The sequence below is a fragment of the Streptomyces sp. NPDC102441 genome (assembly GCF_044765585.1).
Taxonomy (GTDB): Bacteria; Actinomycetota; Actinomycetes; order Streptomycetales; family Streptomycetaceae; genus Streptomyces.
Map to the genome: position 1 here is coordinate 283,659 of NZ_JBIWKH010000002.1, position 14,145 is coordinate 297,803.

Sequence of the window (14,145 nt, forward strand, 5' to 3'; positions counted from 1 at the left end):
AAGCCCCCGGTTCCGCCGCACGGAACCGGGGGCGTCGTGCACACTGGGCGCACTCGTCCACAGGGAGGCCAGGATGCCGTCCATGACCACGAGCAAGGTCAGCAGATGGGACCAGCACGGCCGTGAACACGTCGTCCACGTAAGGAAGTCGGGGATGCAGCGGCAACTGACCTGCGACACCTGCGGATGGCGCAAGGGGGCACAGTTCCTGCCCTGGCTCAAGGCCGAGGAGCACCTGGCCGAGGCCCACCAGGCCACGGTCGACCCGACCGCCTGAGCCGACGACGGGGTGTGGCCGGAAAAAACCGGATGAGGTGCCCCTCCGGCCGGGGTACCTTTTCGCTATGTCTTCGTTCTTCCAGATCTACGAGTGAGCGCGCGACGGGCCCGACCGCCCGTCGCCCATCGGATCGATACACGACACGTCATCCTCACTTCCTCAACTCAAGAACGGGAGAACGCCGTGGCCAAGAGCCGCAACAACCTCCTCGGCGTGGGCGGACAGCGCAAGAAGCTGTCCCGCGCCGAACAGCAGGGCGCGGGTCCCGCGCGCGACAACGACCGCAAGGTCGCCGAGGACAAGAAGCAGGAGCTGGTGCGCAAGATGCGTGAGCGCGCCGCCGGGTCCGCTCCGGCGCAGGACGCACCGGCCGAGAGCTGACCTCCTCGCAACACCCGTACGGCCCAACACCCGTACGACGCAACACCCGTACGACCACGGGCCCGGATCACCTCGGTGATCCGGGCCCGTGTCCGTCCGCCCTCACCTCACCTCACCGTGCGGGGCAGCCGCAGGCTCAGCAGGGTCGTCAGCACGACGGCCGCCAGCTGCACCAGCAGCGTCACGATCAGGGCGTCCCTCATCCCCGAGCTCGATGCCAGGGAGAGGAACAGCGTCCCGAGCGTGGCGACCCCGAGTGCCAGGGCGGCCTGCTGGGTGGTGGTCATCACGCCACCGCCCACCCCCGCCCGCTCGGACGGCACGTCGGACAGCACGATCCGGATGAGGACGGGGAGTTGCAGCCCCTGCCCCAGTCCCGAGATCGCCATGCCCGGCAGCAGACCCAGCAGCCCGAGAGCCGGCCAGGAGCTCCAGACGGTCAGGGCCAGTACCGTGACGCCCACCCCCTGGATCAGTCCGCCGGCCGTCACGACCCGGCTGCCGAAGCGCCGTACGAGCCGGGGGCCGGCCAGCGATGCCGCGAAGAAGGCGATGGCCATCGGCGCGAGCGACAGCCCCGCCGCGGCCGGACCCATCCGCAGCCCCTGCTGGAGGGCCACCGCGATCACGAACATGAAGCCCCCGAAGCCGATCGAGAACGGCACCACCAGGACCAGACCGCGCCGCAGCGACTTCAGCCGCAGCAGGCTCGGCGGCACGAGCGGTGTCCGCCCCTGCGCGTCTGCCCGCCGCTCCACCCGGTAGAAGGCGGCCGCAGCGAACGGGAACAGGCCCAGGGACACCCAGGTCCACAGCGGCCAGCCCGCGGCCCGGCCCTCCGTCAGCGGAGCCAGCAGTGTCACCAGGGAGGCGGCCAGCAGGAGCGTTCCCGGTACGTCGACGGGAGCGGGCCGGTCCGAGCGGGTCTCGGGCATCGAACGGGCGGCCAGGATCAGCCCGGCGACCACCACCGGGACGTTGACCAGGAACACCGAGCGCCAGCCGGCGCTCTCACCGAACACCGAGGACAGCGGGGCCGCGGAGACCAGGACGCCGCCGAGGATCTGGCCGGCGACCATGGAGAGCCCGGCGGTCGCCCCGTACAGGCTCATGGCCCGCGCCCTGCGGTGTCCGGCCGTGGACGACTGGATGGTGGCGAGCACCTGCGGCAGCATCAGGGCCGCGGCGGCGCCCTGCGCCACCCGCGCCCCGACGAGGGTCCAGGCGTCCGGGGCCAGTCCGCAGGCGAGAGAGGTGAGACCGAAGGCGGCCATCCCGATGAGGAAGAGCCTGCGCCGTCCGGCCATGTCGCCGAGCCGCCCGCCGAGGACGAGCAGCACGGCGTAGGAGAGGCCGTAGCCCGCGACGACCAGCTCCAGCAGAGCGGGTCCCGCGGCCAGGTCGTGGTCGATGGTGGGCAGGGCGACGTTGACGATGAAGAAGTCGATGAGCGGGAGCGCCGCGCCCAGCAGCACGGTGAACAGCCCGAGCCCGCCGAGCACCGGCGCGGGGTGGTCGTACCGTGCCATCGGGGTGCGGGCAGCGGATGCGTTCGTCAGTACAGATGATTCACTCACGACACCGACAATGAACCGGTACTCAGCCTGGTACCAGAGTCTCCTTATCCTGGTACACGGAGCACCTGGCAATACGCCCGGGCATTCGGCACCCTGGGAGCATGACGACCGTGGCGACCGAGGTACCCGAGACCGACATCCGGCGGCACGAGCTGGCCGGGTTCCTCCGCAGCCGCCGTGAGCGGATCACTCCCGAGCAGGTCGGCCTGCCCCGTGGCCGCCGCCGTCGTACCCCAGGTCTGCGCCGAGAGGAGGTCGCACAGCTCTCGGCCGTCGGCGTCACCTGGTACACATGGCTGGAGCAGGCGCGCGACATCCAGGTCTCCCCGCAGGTCCTCGACTCCCTGGCCCGCGCCCTGCTGCTCGACCGCAGCGAACGCACCCACCTCTTCGCCCTCGCCGGGGCCGTCGACCCCGCGCCGGGGTCGGACTGCGCCGGCGTCACCCCGGCCTTCCAGGAGATGCTCACGCGCCTGGAGCCCTTCCCGGCCTGCATCCAGAACAGCCGGTACGACATCCTCGCCTACAACCGCACCTACGGCCGGCTGCTCTGCGATCTGGACGCCGTCGCCCCCGAGGACCGCAACTGCATGCTGCTCGCCTACATCAACGAGGACTGGCGCGCCTCCGTCGTCGATCTGCCCGCCATGCACCGGGTGATGGCCGCCAAGTTCCGCGCCGCGATGGCGGAGCACCTGGCCGAGCCCGCATGGAAGGCACTGCTGCGGCGGCTGGAGGCCGCCTCGCCGGAATTCGGGGAGATCTGGGCCCGGCACGAGGTCGTCGGACCTTCGAACCGCACCAAGATCTTCCGTAACGCCCGGGTGGGGCTGCTCAGGCTCGACCACACCGACCTGTGGCTCGGCCCCTCGGCGGGCCCACGCATGGTGACGTACGTCCCCTCGGACGAGCAGTCGCGGCTGGGGGTGGAGCGGCTGATGGAGACGATCCTCGCGGAGCCGTACGGGGAGACGGTCGCCGAGCCGCACGCGGAGCCCCTCGTCGAGACGCGCACGGCGGCCCTCACCGGGTCCGTCTCCGAGGGCTGAGCGGGCGGGCATCCGCGCCGCCGCCCGCGTACGGGACAATGGGGCCATGACCACGCTCGCCCCCGCCCTCCCGCTGCTCCGGATCGGCCCGCACACGGTGCGGCCGCCGGTCGTGCTCGCGCCCATGGCCGGTATCACCAACGCGCCCTTCCGCACCCTGTGCCGTGAGTTCTCCGGCGGCAAGGGGCTGTTCGTCAGCGAGATGATCACCACGCGGGCGCTGGTCGAGCGCAACGAGAAGACCATGCAGCTGATCCACTTCGACGCGAGCGAGACCCCGCGCTCGATCCAGCTGTACGGGGTGGACCCGGTCACCGTCGGCAAGGCGGTCCGCATGATCGTCGACGAGGACCTCGCCGACCACATCGACCTGAACTTCGGCTGCCCCGTCCCCAAGGTCACCCGCAAGGGCGGCGGTTCCGCGCTCCCGTACAAGCGGCCCCTCCTCCGCGCGATCCTCCGCGAGGCGGTGGCCGAGGCGGGCGATCTTCCGGTCACCATCAAGATGCGCAAGGGCATCGACGACGACCACACCACCTACCTCGACGCGGGCCGCATCGCCGTCGAGGAGGGCATCACGGCCGTGGCCCTGCACGGCAGGACCACCGCCCAGCACTACGGCGGCACGGCCGACTGGGACGCCATCGCGCGCCTCAAGGAGCACGTCCCCGAGATCCCCGTCCTCGGCAACGGCGACATCTGGAGCGCGGACGACGCCCTGCGGATGATGCGTGAGACGGGCTGCGACGGTGTCGTCGTCGGCCGTGGCTGCCTGGGTCGCCCCTGGCTCTTCGGCGACCTCGTCAGCGCCTTCGAGGGCACGGGGACGAGGCAGGCGCCCGCCCTGCGTCAGGTCGCGGACGTCATGCTGCGCCACGCGACGCTGCTGGGGGAGTGGATCGGCGACGAGAGCCGGGGTGTGATCGACTTCCGCAAGCATGTGGCGTGGTACCTCAAGGGCTTCGCGGTCGGCTCGGACATGCGCAGGAGGCTCGCGGTCACCTCGTCACTGGACGAGCTGGGCGGACAGCTCCAGGAGCTCGACCTGGACCAGCCCTGGCCGGACGGCGCGGACGGCCCCCGTGGGCGTACCTCCGGCAACAACCGGGTGGCGCTGCCGGACGGCTGGCTCAAGGACCCGTACGACTGCGCGGGCGTGGGCGCCGAGGCGGAGCTGGACACCTCGGGCGGCTGAGCAGCCCCCGGACACAGGGCACCGAGTGCCCCAGGAGAGGCCCGCTCACATGAGCGGGCTTTTCTGCTCGAACACGGTGCGTTCACTGCGATTTCGCGGCAGACGTGTGGGCCTGCTCTCCTTTGGTGGACTCTTGCTCACCCTCTGTTAATCATGCGTAGCTCTGGGGTTACCGATGATCGACTTGCGGGCGTCCGGATGGTGACATCTGAGCGCGGGTACGAGCGTGATTCTCGCCACCTCTGAGGGGTGATCGGCTCAGATGAGCGTTCTTTGGGAGGCTGTACTTCTCAAATGGCGGCACTGGGTGCCAGGCCGGGTTGCTTTGATCGATCAAAGCGGCCCCTACTCTGTGTCAGATTTACGCCCGCAAGTGCGCACCCTTCGTGATGATTGCTTCAAGAGGTGAACGATCCTCCCTTCCGGTGTGTGCCGGTGCGTTACTTTCGATCTGCTGGCGGACGGGTGGTTGAGCCCTCATGACGCGCAAGTGGCCGTACCCAGACACCTTCGATCTGGGTATGTTCCTCGCCGTCAGGGCAGCCACCGCGTCCTCGAGGAGCCGAGACCCGTGTCGGAACACAAAGACCTCCAGAAGTTCGTCTACGACTTCACCGAGGGCAACAAGGATCTGAAGGATCTCCTGGGCGGCAAGGGCGCCAACCTCGCCGAGATGACCAACCTCGGGCTGCCCGTCCCTCCGGGCTTCACCATCACCACCGAGGCCTGCAAGGTCTACCTCGACAGCGGTGACGAGCCGGCCGAGCTGCGCGACGAGGTCGGGGCGCACCTCGCGGCGCTCGAGAAGCGGATGGGCAAGACCCTCGGCCAGGCCGACGACCCACTGCTGGTCTCCGTCCGTTCCGGCGCCAAGTTCTCGATGCCCGGCATGATGGACACGGTCCTCAACATCGGTCTCTCGGACGCCTCGGTCGTCGGACTCACCGCCCAGGCCGGAGACGAGCGCTTCGCCTGGGACTCGTACCGCCGCCTGATCCAGATGTTCGGCAAGACGGTGCTCGGCGTCGACGGGGACCTCTTCGAGGAGGCGCTGGAGGCCGCCAAGGAGGCCAAGGGCGTCACCGTCGACGTGGACCTGGACGCGGCCGACCTGAAGAAGCTGGTCAAGCAGTTCAAGAAGATCGTCACCAGGGACGCGGGACGGGACTTCCCGCAGGACCCGCGTGAGCAGATGGACCTGGCCATAAAGGCGGTCTTCGACTCGTGGAACACCGACCGGGCGAAGCTCTACCGCCGCCAGGAGCGCATCCCCGGCGACCTCGGCACGGCCGTCAACGTCTGCTCGATGGTCTTCGGCAACCTCGGCCCCGACTCCGGTACGGGCGTCGCCTTCACCCGTGACCCGGCCAGCGGCCACCAGGGCGTCTACGGCGACTACCTCCAGAACGCCCAGGGCGAGGACGTCGTCGCGGGCATCCGCAACACGGTGGCTCTCGCCGAGCTGGAGTCGATCGACAAGGCGTCGTACGACCAGCTGATGAAGATCATGGAGACGCTGGAGACCCACTACAAGGACCTCTGCGACATCGAGTTCACCATCGAGCGCGGTCAGCTCTGGATGCTCCAGACACGGGTCGGCAAGCGCACCGCCGGTGCCGCCTTCCGGATCGCCACCCAGCTCGTCGACCAGGGGCTCATCGACGAGGCCGAGGCGCTGCAGCGGGTCAACGGCGCCCAGCTGGCGCAGCTGATGTTCCCGCGCTTCGACGACGCGGCCACGACCGTCCTGCTGGGGCGCGGGATCGCCGCGTCGCCGGGCGCGGCCGTCGGCAAGGCCGTCTTCGACTCGTACACCGCCGTCAAGTGGTCGCGGTCGGGGGAGAAGGTCATCCTGATCCGCCGGGAGACCAACCCCGACGACCTCGACGGCATGATCGCCGCCGAGGGCATCCTGACCTCGCGCGGCGGCAAGACCTCGCACGCAGCCGTCGTCGCGCGAGGCATGGGCAAGACCTGTGTCTGTGGCGCCGAGGAGATCGAGGTCGACACCAAGCGCCGCCGGCTCACGGTCGGGGACACGGTCGTCGAGGAGGGTGACCTCGTCTCCGTCGACGGCTCCACCGGCAAGGTGTACCTCGGCGAGGTACCGGTCGTGCCGTCCCCGGTCGTCGAGTACTTCGAGGGCCGCATGCACGCGGGCGCCGACGACGCCGACGAGCTCGTCGCCGCCGTGCACCGGATCATGGCGTACGCCGACCGGGTACGCCGGCTGCGGGTACGGGCGAACGCGGACAACGCCGAGGACGCCTCGCGGGCCCGTCGCTTCGGGGCCCAGGGCATCGGTCTGTGCCGCACCGAGCACATGTTCCTCGGCGAGCGCCGGGAGATGGTCGAGAAGCTGATCCTCGCGGACACCGACGACGAGCGTGAGGCCGCGCTGGCCGCGCTGCTGCCGCTCCAGAAGGCCGACTTCATCGAGCTGTTCGAGTCGATGGACGGGCTGCCCGTCACCGTACGGCTGCTCGATCCGCCGCTCCACGAGTTCCTGCCCGACATCACGGAGCTCTCCGTGCGGGTCGCGCTCGCCGAGTCCCGCAAGGACGCCAACGAGAACGACCTGCGCCTCCTCCAGGCCGTGCACAAGCTGCACGAGCAGAACCCGATGCTCGGCCTGCGCGGGGTGCGTCTCGGTCTGGTCATCCCCGGTCTGTTCGCGATGCAGGTCCGTGCGATCGCGGAGGCGGCGGCGGAGCGCAAGAACGCCAAGGGCGACCCCCGTGCCGAGATCATGATTCCCCTCGTCGGCACGGTCCAGGAGCTGGAGATCGTCCGCGACGAGGCCGACGGTGTCATCGCGGAGGTCGAGGCGGCCACCGGTACGGAGCTGAAGCTGAGCATCGGCACGATGATCGAGCTGCCCCGCGCCGCGCTGACCGCCGGTCAGATCGCCGAGGCCGCCGAGTTCTTCTCCTTCGGCACGAACGACCTCACCCAGACCGTGTGGGGCTTCTCCCGCGACGACGTGGAGGCCTCGTTCTTCACGGCGTACCTGGAGAAGGGCATCTTCGGGGTGTCGCCGTTCGAGACGATCGACAAGGACGGAGTCGGCGCCCTCGTGCGCAGCGCCGTGGAAGCCGGCCGGGCCACCCGCCCGGACCTCAAGCTCGGCATCTGCGGTGAGCACGGCGGGGACCCGGAGTCGGTGCACTTCTTCCACGAGGTGGGCCTGGACTACGTCTCCTGCTCGCCCTTCCGCATTCCGGTCGCCCGGCTGGAAGCGGGCAGGGCCGCCGCCGGACCGCGGGGCAGCGACAGCCGCTGATCCCTGGCCGCCGGGTGACCTCAGGACCCCGGCGGCCTGCCCCACCACGACTCCGGAAACCGCCGGCGGATCACAGAGACCCTCATCGGTCCTCCGGCGGAAACCGGATTTCCCGGAAGCGGCGGCACCCTGTGCGGGGGTGCCGCCGCTTCGTCAGCCGCCGCTTCGTCAATTGAACGGCGAACCATTCGAAGTAGTTGGCTTTTCACCGTTCGGTGCGCAAATCAGAGACGTACGGCCCGGGTGCGGTCCGGGGATCCCCACCCCCGGACCGCACCCGCTTACCCCTGCCGGGTGCGGAGCCGCACCGTCGCTCACCGCCGCCGAACAGGCGAAGCCCCCCACGGCCCTCACCCGCTCATTCGGTGACGCCGGATGCGCACCCGACGTCGTACAGCTTTTCGGTTGACGGGGATACGGGCGAGACATTTCAACTGTGGCCGAAACCCCGTGGTGACCTCCTGTGACGCTGTGCATACGCTTCGGTGGGGGCAATTGCGGGTGCAACAGGTGGGGGATCAGTGCTGCGTATCCATATGTCCGGGGCGGACCTTTCGCGCGTGCGGATGGCCACGAGACCGGACGCGATGTGGGAGACCATTCTCAGTCTTCACCGGTTGAGAGACCGGCGGGGTTCCACGGTGTTCGGGAAATGGCGGAGGGAATCCCGCGCCCGGTTGAATGGCGAAGTACGTCTGCTGTCCGCGGTCGTTCCGCCCCGCGGCTATTTCCCCGACTTCCTGACGCCTTCCGGGGGAGGCGCCGAGCCGTTCGGGCTCGATGCCGGAATGGAGGCCCTGCGTGACACACCCGAGGACCGTATCCGGCAGGAAATCGGGCTGCTGGCGGGGAGCGCCACCCGCGCACGGCGGTCGTCCGGCGCCCTGCCGGAGACGCTCGCCGAGGGGCGTACGGAGCCGCTGGGGCGGCTCATCCCGGCCCTGCGCGCCTACCACCGCGCCGCGGTCGAGCCGTACTGGCCGCACATCAGGGCGAGCGTCGAGGCCGACCGGGCCGTCCGGGGCCGTGCCCTGCTGGACGGCGGCGCGGACGAGCTCCTGGCCACCCTGCCGCCGATGATCCGCTGGCGGGCCCCCGTGCTGGAGGCGGACTACCCCGTCGACCGTGAACTGCGCCTCGACGGGCGAGGTCTGCTCCTCCAGCCGTCGTACTTCTGCCGGGGCACCCCCGTCGTCTACCGCGACCCGGACCTGCCGCCGGTCCTCGTCTACCCGGTCACCCACCCCGGTGCCCCGGCCTCCGCCGAGCCCGGCCCCTGGCTCGGCAGGCTCGTGGGCCACACCCGCTCAGTGGTCCTGCGGTCCATAGGCAACGGCTGCACGACGAGCGAGCTGGCCCGCAGGACCGGGGTGTCCCTGGCCTCGGCGAGCCAGCACGCCTGTGTGCTCCGCGAGGCCGGCCTCGTCCGCACCCTGCGCCACGGCAGCTCGGTCCTGCACACCCTCACCCCGCTGGGCGCCGCGCTGCTCAGGGGCGGAGCCCCGGTCGCCGTGTCCTGAGGAGCCGCCGGCGTACGGGCGATGAGTTCTGCGCGCCGCCCCGGTCTACCTCTTGCAAGCGCTCGTACGGAGCGCGCGGGAGCACCGCAGAGTGCCGGACGGAAGAGTGGAACATCATGCCCCAGCCACAGATGATCTTCGTGAACCTGCCGGTCAAGGACCTCGAGACGACGAAGAACTTCTTCTCGAAGCTCGGCTTCGGCTTCAACCCGCAGTTCAGCGACGAGACGACGGCCTGTCTGGTCATCAGCGACACGATCTTCGCCATGCTCATCACCGAGCCGCGCTTCAAGGACTTCACCAAGAAGGAGATCGCCGACGCCTCGAAGACGACCGAGGTCCTTCTCGCCCTGAGCGCGGAGAGCCGCGAGAAGGTCGACGAGATGGCCGACGCCGCGCTCGCCGCGGGAGGCTCGCCCGCCAACGAGGCCCAGGACATGGGCTTCATGTACGGCCGTTCCTTCCAGGACCCCGACCACCACATCTGGGAGGTCGTCTGGATGGACCCGGCCGCGGTCGAGGGCGGGGCCTGACAGCCGGCAGGGCGGTGCGCCGCGGCGCGGATGCCGCGGCCCACCGCCGCACGGCCCGGGATCAGTCCCCGCGGACCGGGAAGACCGGCACGGTGACGTCGTCGTCGTCCAGGCAGGCGCCCGTCTCCAGGTCGAAGCGCTGCTTCAGCAGCGGCGACGCCACGAACGGCCGTCCCCCGGCGGAGCCGACCAGGCCCCGGGAGAGGACGTACGCACCGGTGAACGGGTCACGGTTGTCGATCGCGTACGCGCGCCCCGCCCGGTCCACGAACAGCGCGACCTGCCGGCCGTCCGGGAGGAGCGCCGCCACACCGCGCCCCGGGGTCAGCAGCTCGCGGTCGCAGACCGTGAGCCAGCCGTCCCCGTCCGCGAGCTGGATCGTCCGGGTGTCCTGCGCCGTTTCCATCGTCCGGGTCGTCATCAGGAGGGAGTCCCTTCAAGAGTGCGGATGGCAAGCACGGGCCCGGCGAGGATGTCCAGGTCGGGCTTGACCTGGTCGCGCTCGGGGACGAACTTGACCGAGGGGTCGGGTGCGTCGGGGGCGTTGACGAAGGTGACGAAGCGGCGCAGCCTCTCCGGGTCGTTGATGGTCTCGGCCCACTCGTCGCGGTAGCCGCGGACGTGGTCGGCCATCAGTCGCTCCAGCTCGTCGCAGAGGCCCAGCGAGTCGTGGACGACGACGTCCCGTACGTGGTCCAGGCCGCCCTCGATCCGGTCCAGCCAGGTCGAGGTGCGCTCCAGGCGGTCCGCCGTACGGATGTAGAACATCAGGAACCGGTCGATGAGACGGACCAGTTCGGCGTCGGAGAGGTCCTGGGCGAGCAGGTCCGCGTGGCGCGGGGTGGCGCCGCCGTTGCCGCCGACGTAGAGGTTCCAGCCCTGCGCAGTGGCGATGATCCCGAAGTCCTTGCCGCGGGCCTCCGCGCACTCCCGGGCGCAGCCCGAGACCGCCGACTTCAGCTTGTGCGGGGAACGCAGCCCCCGGTAGCGCAGCTCCAGGTCGATGGCCATCCTGACCGAGTCCTGCACCCCGTAGCGGCACCAGGTCTGCCCCACGCAGGACTTCACCGTGCGCAGCGACTTCCCGTACGCGTGCCCCGACTCGAAGCCCGCGTCCACCAGGCGCGTCCAGATCAGCGGCAGCTGGTCGACGCGGGCGCCGAACAGGTCGATCCGCTGACCGCCGGTGATCTTCGTGTAGAGGCCGAAGTCGCGGGCCACCTCGCCGATCACGATCAGCTTCTCCGGGGTGATCTCACCACCGGGGATGCGCGGCACGATGGAGTACGAGCCGTTGCGCTGGAGGTTGGCCAGGAAGTGGTCGTTGGTGTCCTGAAGGGCAGCCTGCTCACCGTCCAGGACGTAGCCGCTCGCGCCGACCGTGGGGGCCAGCGAGGCGATGACCGAGCCGATCGTGGGCTTGCAGACCTCGCAGCCGTCGCCGCCCCGGGCCTCCGCGCGGCCGTGCGAGTCGAGGAGCTCGGCGTACGTCGTGACGCCCAGGGTGCGGACGATCTCGTACAGCTCGCTGCGGGTGTACGCGAAGCAGTCGCACAGCCCCTGGTCCTCGGGCTGCGGCAGCAGCTGCCCGATGACCTTGACGCAACTCCCGCAGCCCGTGCCCGCCTTGGTGCACTTCTTCACCTCGGGCAGCGTGGTGTGCTCGCAGATCGCGCCCTTGGTGACGTTGTGGCAGGAGCAGATCACGGCCTCGTCGGGCAGCGAGGACGGGCCGAGGGTGACCGGGCCGCCCGCACCGGCCGGCAGCACCAGCTGCTCCGGGGCGACGGGGAGCACCGTGCCGGTCATCGGCCGCAGCGTGCCGTACTGGTCGGCGTCACCGACCAGGACACCGCCGAGCAGCGTGCCGTCCTGGCCGATCACCAGCTTCTTGTAGACACCCGAGCGGGAGTCCGAGTACACGACGTCGAGGCAGCCCTCGGCCGCGCCGTGCGCGTCACCGAAGGAGGCGACGTCCACACCGAGCAGCTTCAGCTTCGTCGAGAGGTCGGCGCCGGTGAAGGAGGCGGTGTTGCCCGCTATCACCTCGGCTACCGCCAGGGCCATCTCGTAACCCGGCGCCACCAGCCCGTATACCCGGCCGTCGGAGGCCAGCGCGCACTCGCCGATCGCGAACACGTCGCTGTCGGAGGTGCGGCACTCCTGGTCGACGATGATGCCGCCGCGCGGGCCGACCGCCAGACCGCAGTCGCGGGCCAGCTGGTCCCTGGGGCGTACGCCGGCGGAGAAGACGACGAGATCGGTCTCCAGCGAGGAGCCGTCCGACAGCGCCATGCCGTCGACCCTGCCGTCCTCGCCCGCGGTCACCTCCTGGGTGCCGACACCCGTGTGGACGGAGAGGCCCATGTTCTCGATGGTGCGCAGCAGCGCGGCGCCGCCGCCGTCGTCGACCTGGACCGGCATCAGCCGGGGCGCGAACTCCACGACGTGCGTGTTCAGTCCGAGGCCCTTCAGGGCGCCCGCGGCCTCCAGACCGAGGAGCCCGCCGCCGACGACCGCACCGGTCTTCGCGGTCTTCGCGTACTCCTCGATCGCGAGGAGGTCCTCGATGGTGCGGTAGACGAAGCAGCCCTCGGCGTCCTTGCCGGGAACGGGCGGAACGAAGGGGTACGAGCCGGTGGCCAGCACCAGCGTGTCGTAGGAGAAGATCTCCCCGGAGCGCGCGGTGACGGTGCGCGCCTCACGGTCGACGCTCTCCGCCGGGTCACCGACGCGCAGCTCGATGCCGTGGCGCTCCATGAAGTCCGGCTCGACGAGCGAGAGGTCCTCCGGCGTCCTCCCGGAGAAGTACGAGGTCAGCTGCACCCGGTCGTAGGCGGGGCGGGGCTCCTCGCAGAGGACGACGACTCTGGCGGTGCCCATGGCGGCGGTCAGGCCGCGGTCGGCGAGCGCTTCCAGGAACCGCTGTCCGACCATGCCGTGCCCGACGACCACGATCGTCGGCACGCCTGAGGTGGGGGCGGTCGGGGGAGTGGACACCGGCATCAGGAGCCTCCGTCGTTGGTGAGCAGGTGGAGCAGGGACATGTCGGCGGGGAGGGCGTCGTCGTCCTGCCAGGTCCGGGCGAGGGTGCCGACGGCGGCGAGATCGCCGAAGAGCACCCCGCCGGCCAGCCGGTCGCCCCGGACGACGACCGTGCGGTACGCGCCCCGGGTGGCGTCGGCCAGCCGGATCACGTCGTCGCCGGGCATCGGGCGGGAGTCGCCGAAGGCGGCCAGGTCGAGTCCGCCGGAGGCCCCCGCGGCGACGGGCGCGGCGGCGGGGGAGCGCAGGGTGAGCCTGGTCAGTGCCCGGGTGCCCCCGTAGCGGGCGGGGCGTCCGGCCAGCACCTCGGCCAGCACGTCGGCCTGTTCGAGCGCGGCGCCCGCCAGGCCGTAGACCGTCCCGGCGTGTTCGGCGCAGTCGCCGACGGCATGGATGTACGGGTCCGAGGTACGCAGCTCGTCGTCCACGACGATGCCCTTGCGGACCTCCAGGCCGGCCGCCTGCGCCAGACCCGCCCTGGGGCGGACCCCGCAGGCCAGCACCGTGATCTCGGCCTCCAGCTCGTAGCCGTCGGCCAGTTCCACGGCCCGCACCGCCGGGGTGTCCCCGTCGGTGCAGCGCAGCCCGCGCACCCGGCACTCGGTGTGCACCTCGACCCCGAGGGCCTCCAGGTGACGGCGCAGCATCCCGGACGCCTCGGCGTCCAGCTGCCGCTCCATGAGGTGCTCGCCCTGCTGGGCCAGCACCACCTGGGCGCCGCACTCGGCCAGGGCGCGGGCGGCGGAGACCCCGAGGAGTCCGCCGCCGATGACGACGGCGCGCACACCGGGGCGCACAGCGGCGCGCAGTGCCAGACAGTCGTCGAGGGTACGGAAGGGATGCACCCCGTCCGGCAGCGTGTGGCCCAGGCCCCGCAGCGGTGGCAGCACCGGGTTGGAGCCGGTCGCCAGCACCAGGTGCTCGTAGCCGATGACACCGCCGTCGTCGCAGAGCACCCGCCGCTCCGCCCGGTCGATTCGCACGGCACGCACCCCGCGCCGCACGTCGGCGGCCGGCAGCGCGATCACGTCCGGCTCGTACCGGCCGGCGAGCACCTCGGCCAGCAGCACCCTGTTGTACGGCGCGTGCGACTCCTCGCCGATGACGGTGACACCGGGGACCCGGGCGGCGAGCCGCGCACCCGCCATCCCGGCGCCGATCACCACCACCCGTGCCGCGTTCTCCGTCTGTGTCCTCATGCCAATGAGAGTGCGCGGCGGGTGTTACCCGACCGCATCCCTCCTGTTTCCCGGGAGGAACCTTGCGCTCAGCGCGTCGTCAC

General features: G+C 70.7%; 11 protein-coding genes. 7 read left to right on the forward strand and 4 right to left on the reverse strand.

The features are described 5' to 3' along the window. Positions 1 to 73 precede the first annotated feature (73 nt). Positions 74 to 277, forward strand: coding sequence for a hypothetical protein (locus ACIREO_RS04775; RefSeq protein ID WP_404105028.1), 204 nt, complete (start codon positions 74 to 76; stop codon positions 275 to 277). A 186-nt stretch (positions 278 to 463) separates the two neighbouring features. Then, positions 464 to 661, forward strand: a complete 198-nt coding sequence (locus tag ACIREO_RS04780; protein ID WP_404105030.1) for a DUF6243 family protein — start codon at positions 464 to 466, stop codon at positions 659 to 661. Positions 662 to 768: 107 nt separating this feature from the next. On the opposite strand, the gene ACIREO_RS04785 is transcribed toward ACIREO_RS04780, so the two are convergent. Next, positions 769 to 2,190 (reverse strand): MFS transporter, encoded by a 1,422-nt coding sequence (locus ACIREO_RS04785; protein WP_404105745.1) that lies wholly within the window; start codon positions 2,188 to 2,190, stop codon positions 769 to 771. A 149-nt stretch (positions 2,191 to 2,339) separates the two neighbouring features. Between ACIREO_RS04785 and ACIREO_RS04790 the strand changes: the two genes are divergently transcribed. The 5 genes from ACIREO_RS04790 to ACIREO_RS04810 all read left to right on the forward strand — a co-directional run bounded on the left by ACIREO_RS04790 (position 2,340) and on the right by ACIREO_RS04810 (position 9,818). Beyond that, a complete protein-coding gene (locus ACIREO_RS04790) occupies positions 2,340 to 3,287 on the forward strand; it encodes a helix-turn-helix transcriptional regulator (protein ID WP_404105033.1) in 948 nt (315 codons plus the stop codon). Between the two features lie 46 nt (positions 3,288 to 3,333). Beyond that, on the forward strand, positions 3,334 to 4,482 hold the full coding sequence (gene dusB / locus ACIREO_RS04795) for a tRNA dihydrouridine synthase DusB (RefSeq protein WP_404105035.1): 1,149 nt from the start codon (positions 3,334 to 3,336) through the stop codon (positions 4,480 to 4,482). 571 nt (positions 4,483 to 5,053) lie between these two features. Next, positions 5,054 to 7,765, forward strand: a complete 2,712-nt coding sequence (gene ppdK / locus ACIREO_RS04800; protein WP_404105038.1) for a pyruvate, phosphate dikinase — start codon at positions 5,054 to 5,056, stop codon at positions 7,763 to 7,765. Between the two features lie 521 nt (positions 7,766 to 8,286). Further along, positions 8,287 to 9,285, forward strand: coding sequence for an ArsR/SmtB family transcription factor (locus ACIREO_RS04805; protein ID WP_404105040.1), 999 nt, complete (start codon positions 8,287 to 8,289; stop codon positions 9,283 to 9,285). A gap of 116 nt (positions 9,286 to 9,401) precedes the next feature. Next, positions 9,402 to 9,818 carry a VOC family protein gene (locus ACIREO_RS04810; RefSeq protein ID WP_404105043.1) on the forward strand — a complete coding sequence of 139 codons (417 nt, stop codon included), beginning with the start codon at positions 9,402 to 9,404 and terminating at the stop codon, positions 9,816 to 9,818. Between the two features lie 61 nt (positions 9,819 to 9,879). Here ACIREO_RS04810 and nirD read toward each other — a convergent pair whose 3' ends face one another. From nirD to ACIREO_RS04825, 3 genes are read right to left on the reverse strand one after another with little or no spacing between them, the layout of a single operon-like run. Further along, positions 9,880 to 10,239 carry a nitrite reductase small subunit NirD gene (gene nirD, locus ACIREO_RS04815; protein ID WP_404105045.1) on the reverse strand — a complete coding sequence of 120 codons (360 nt, stop codon included), beginning with the start codon at positions 10,237 to 10,239 and terminating at the stop codon, positions 9,880 to 9,882. Beyond that, positions 10,239 to 12,824 carry a nitrite reductase large subunit NirB gene (nirB, locus tag ACIREO_RS04820; protein ID WP_404105048.1) on the reverse strand — a complete coding sequence of 862 codons (2,586 nt, stop codon included), beginning with the start codon at positions 12,822 to 12,824 and terminating at the stop codon, positions 10,239 to 10,241. Before nirB ends, nirD begins: the two co-directional genes overlap by 1 nt. After that, positions 12,824 to 14,062, reverse strand: coding sequence for an NAD(P)/FAD-dependent oxidoreductase (locus ACIREO_RS04825; RefSeq protein ID WP_404105050.1), 1,239 nt, complete (start codon positions 14,060 to 14,062; stop codon positions 12,824 to 12,826). The genes nirB and ACIREO_RS04825 overlap by 1 nt, the downstream gene beginning before the upstream one ends. Positions 14,063 to 14,145 lie beyond the last annotated feature (83 nt).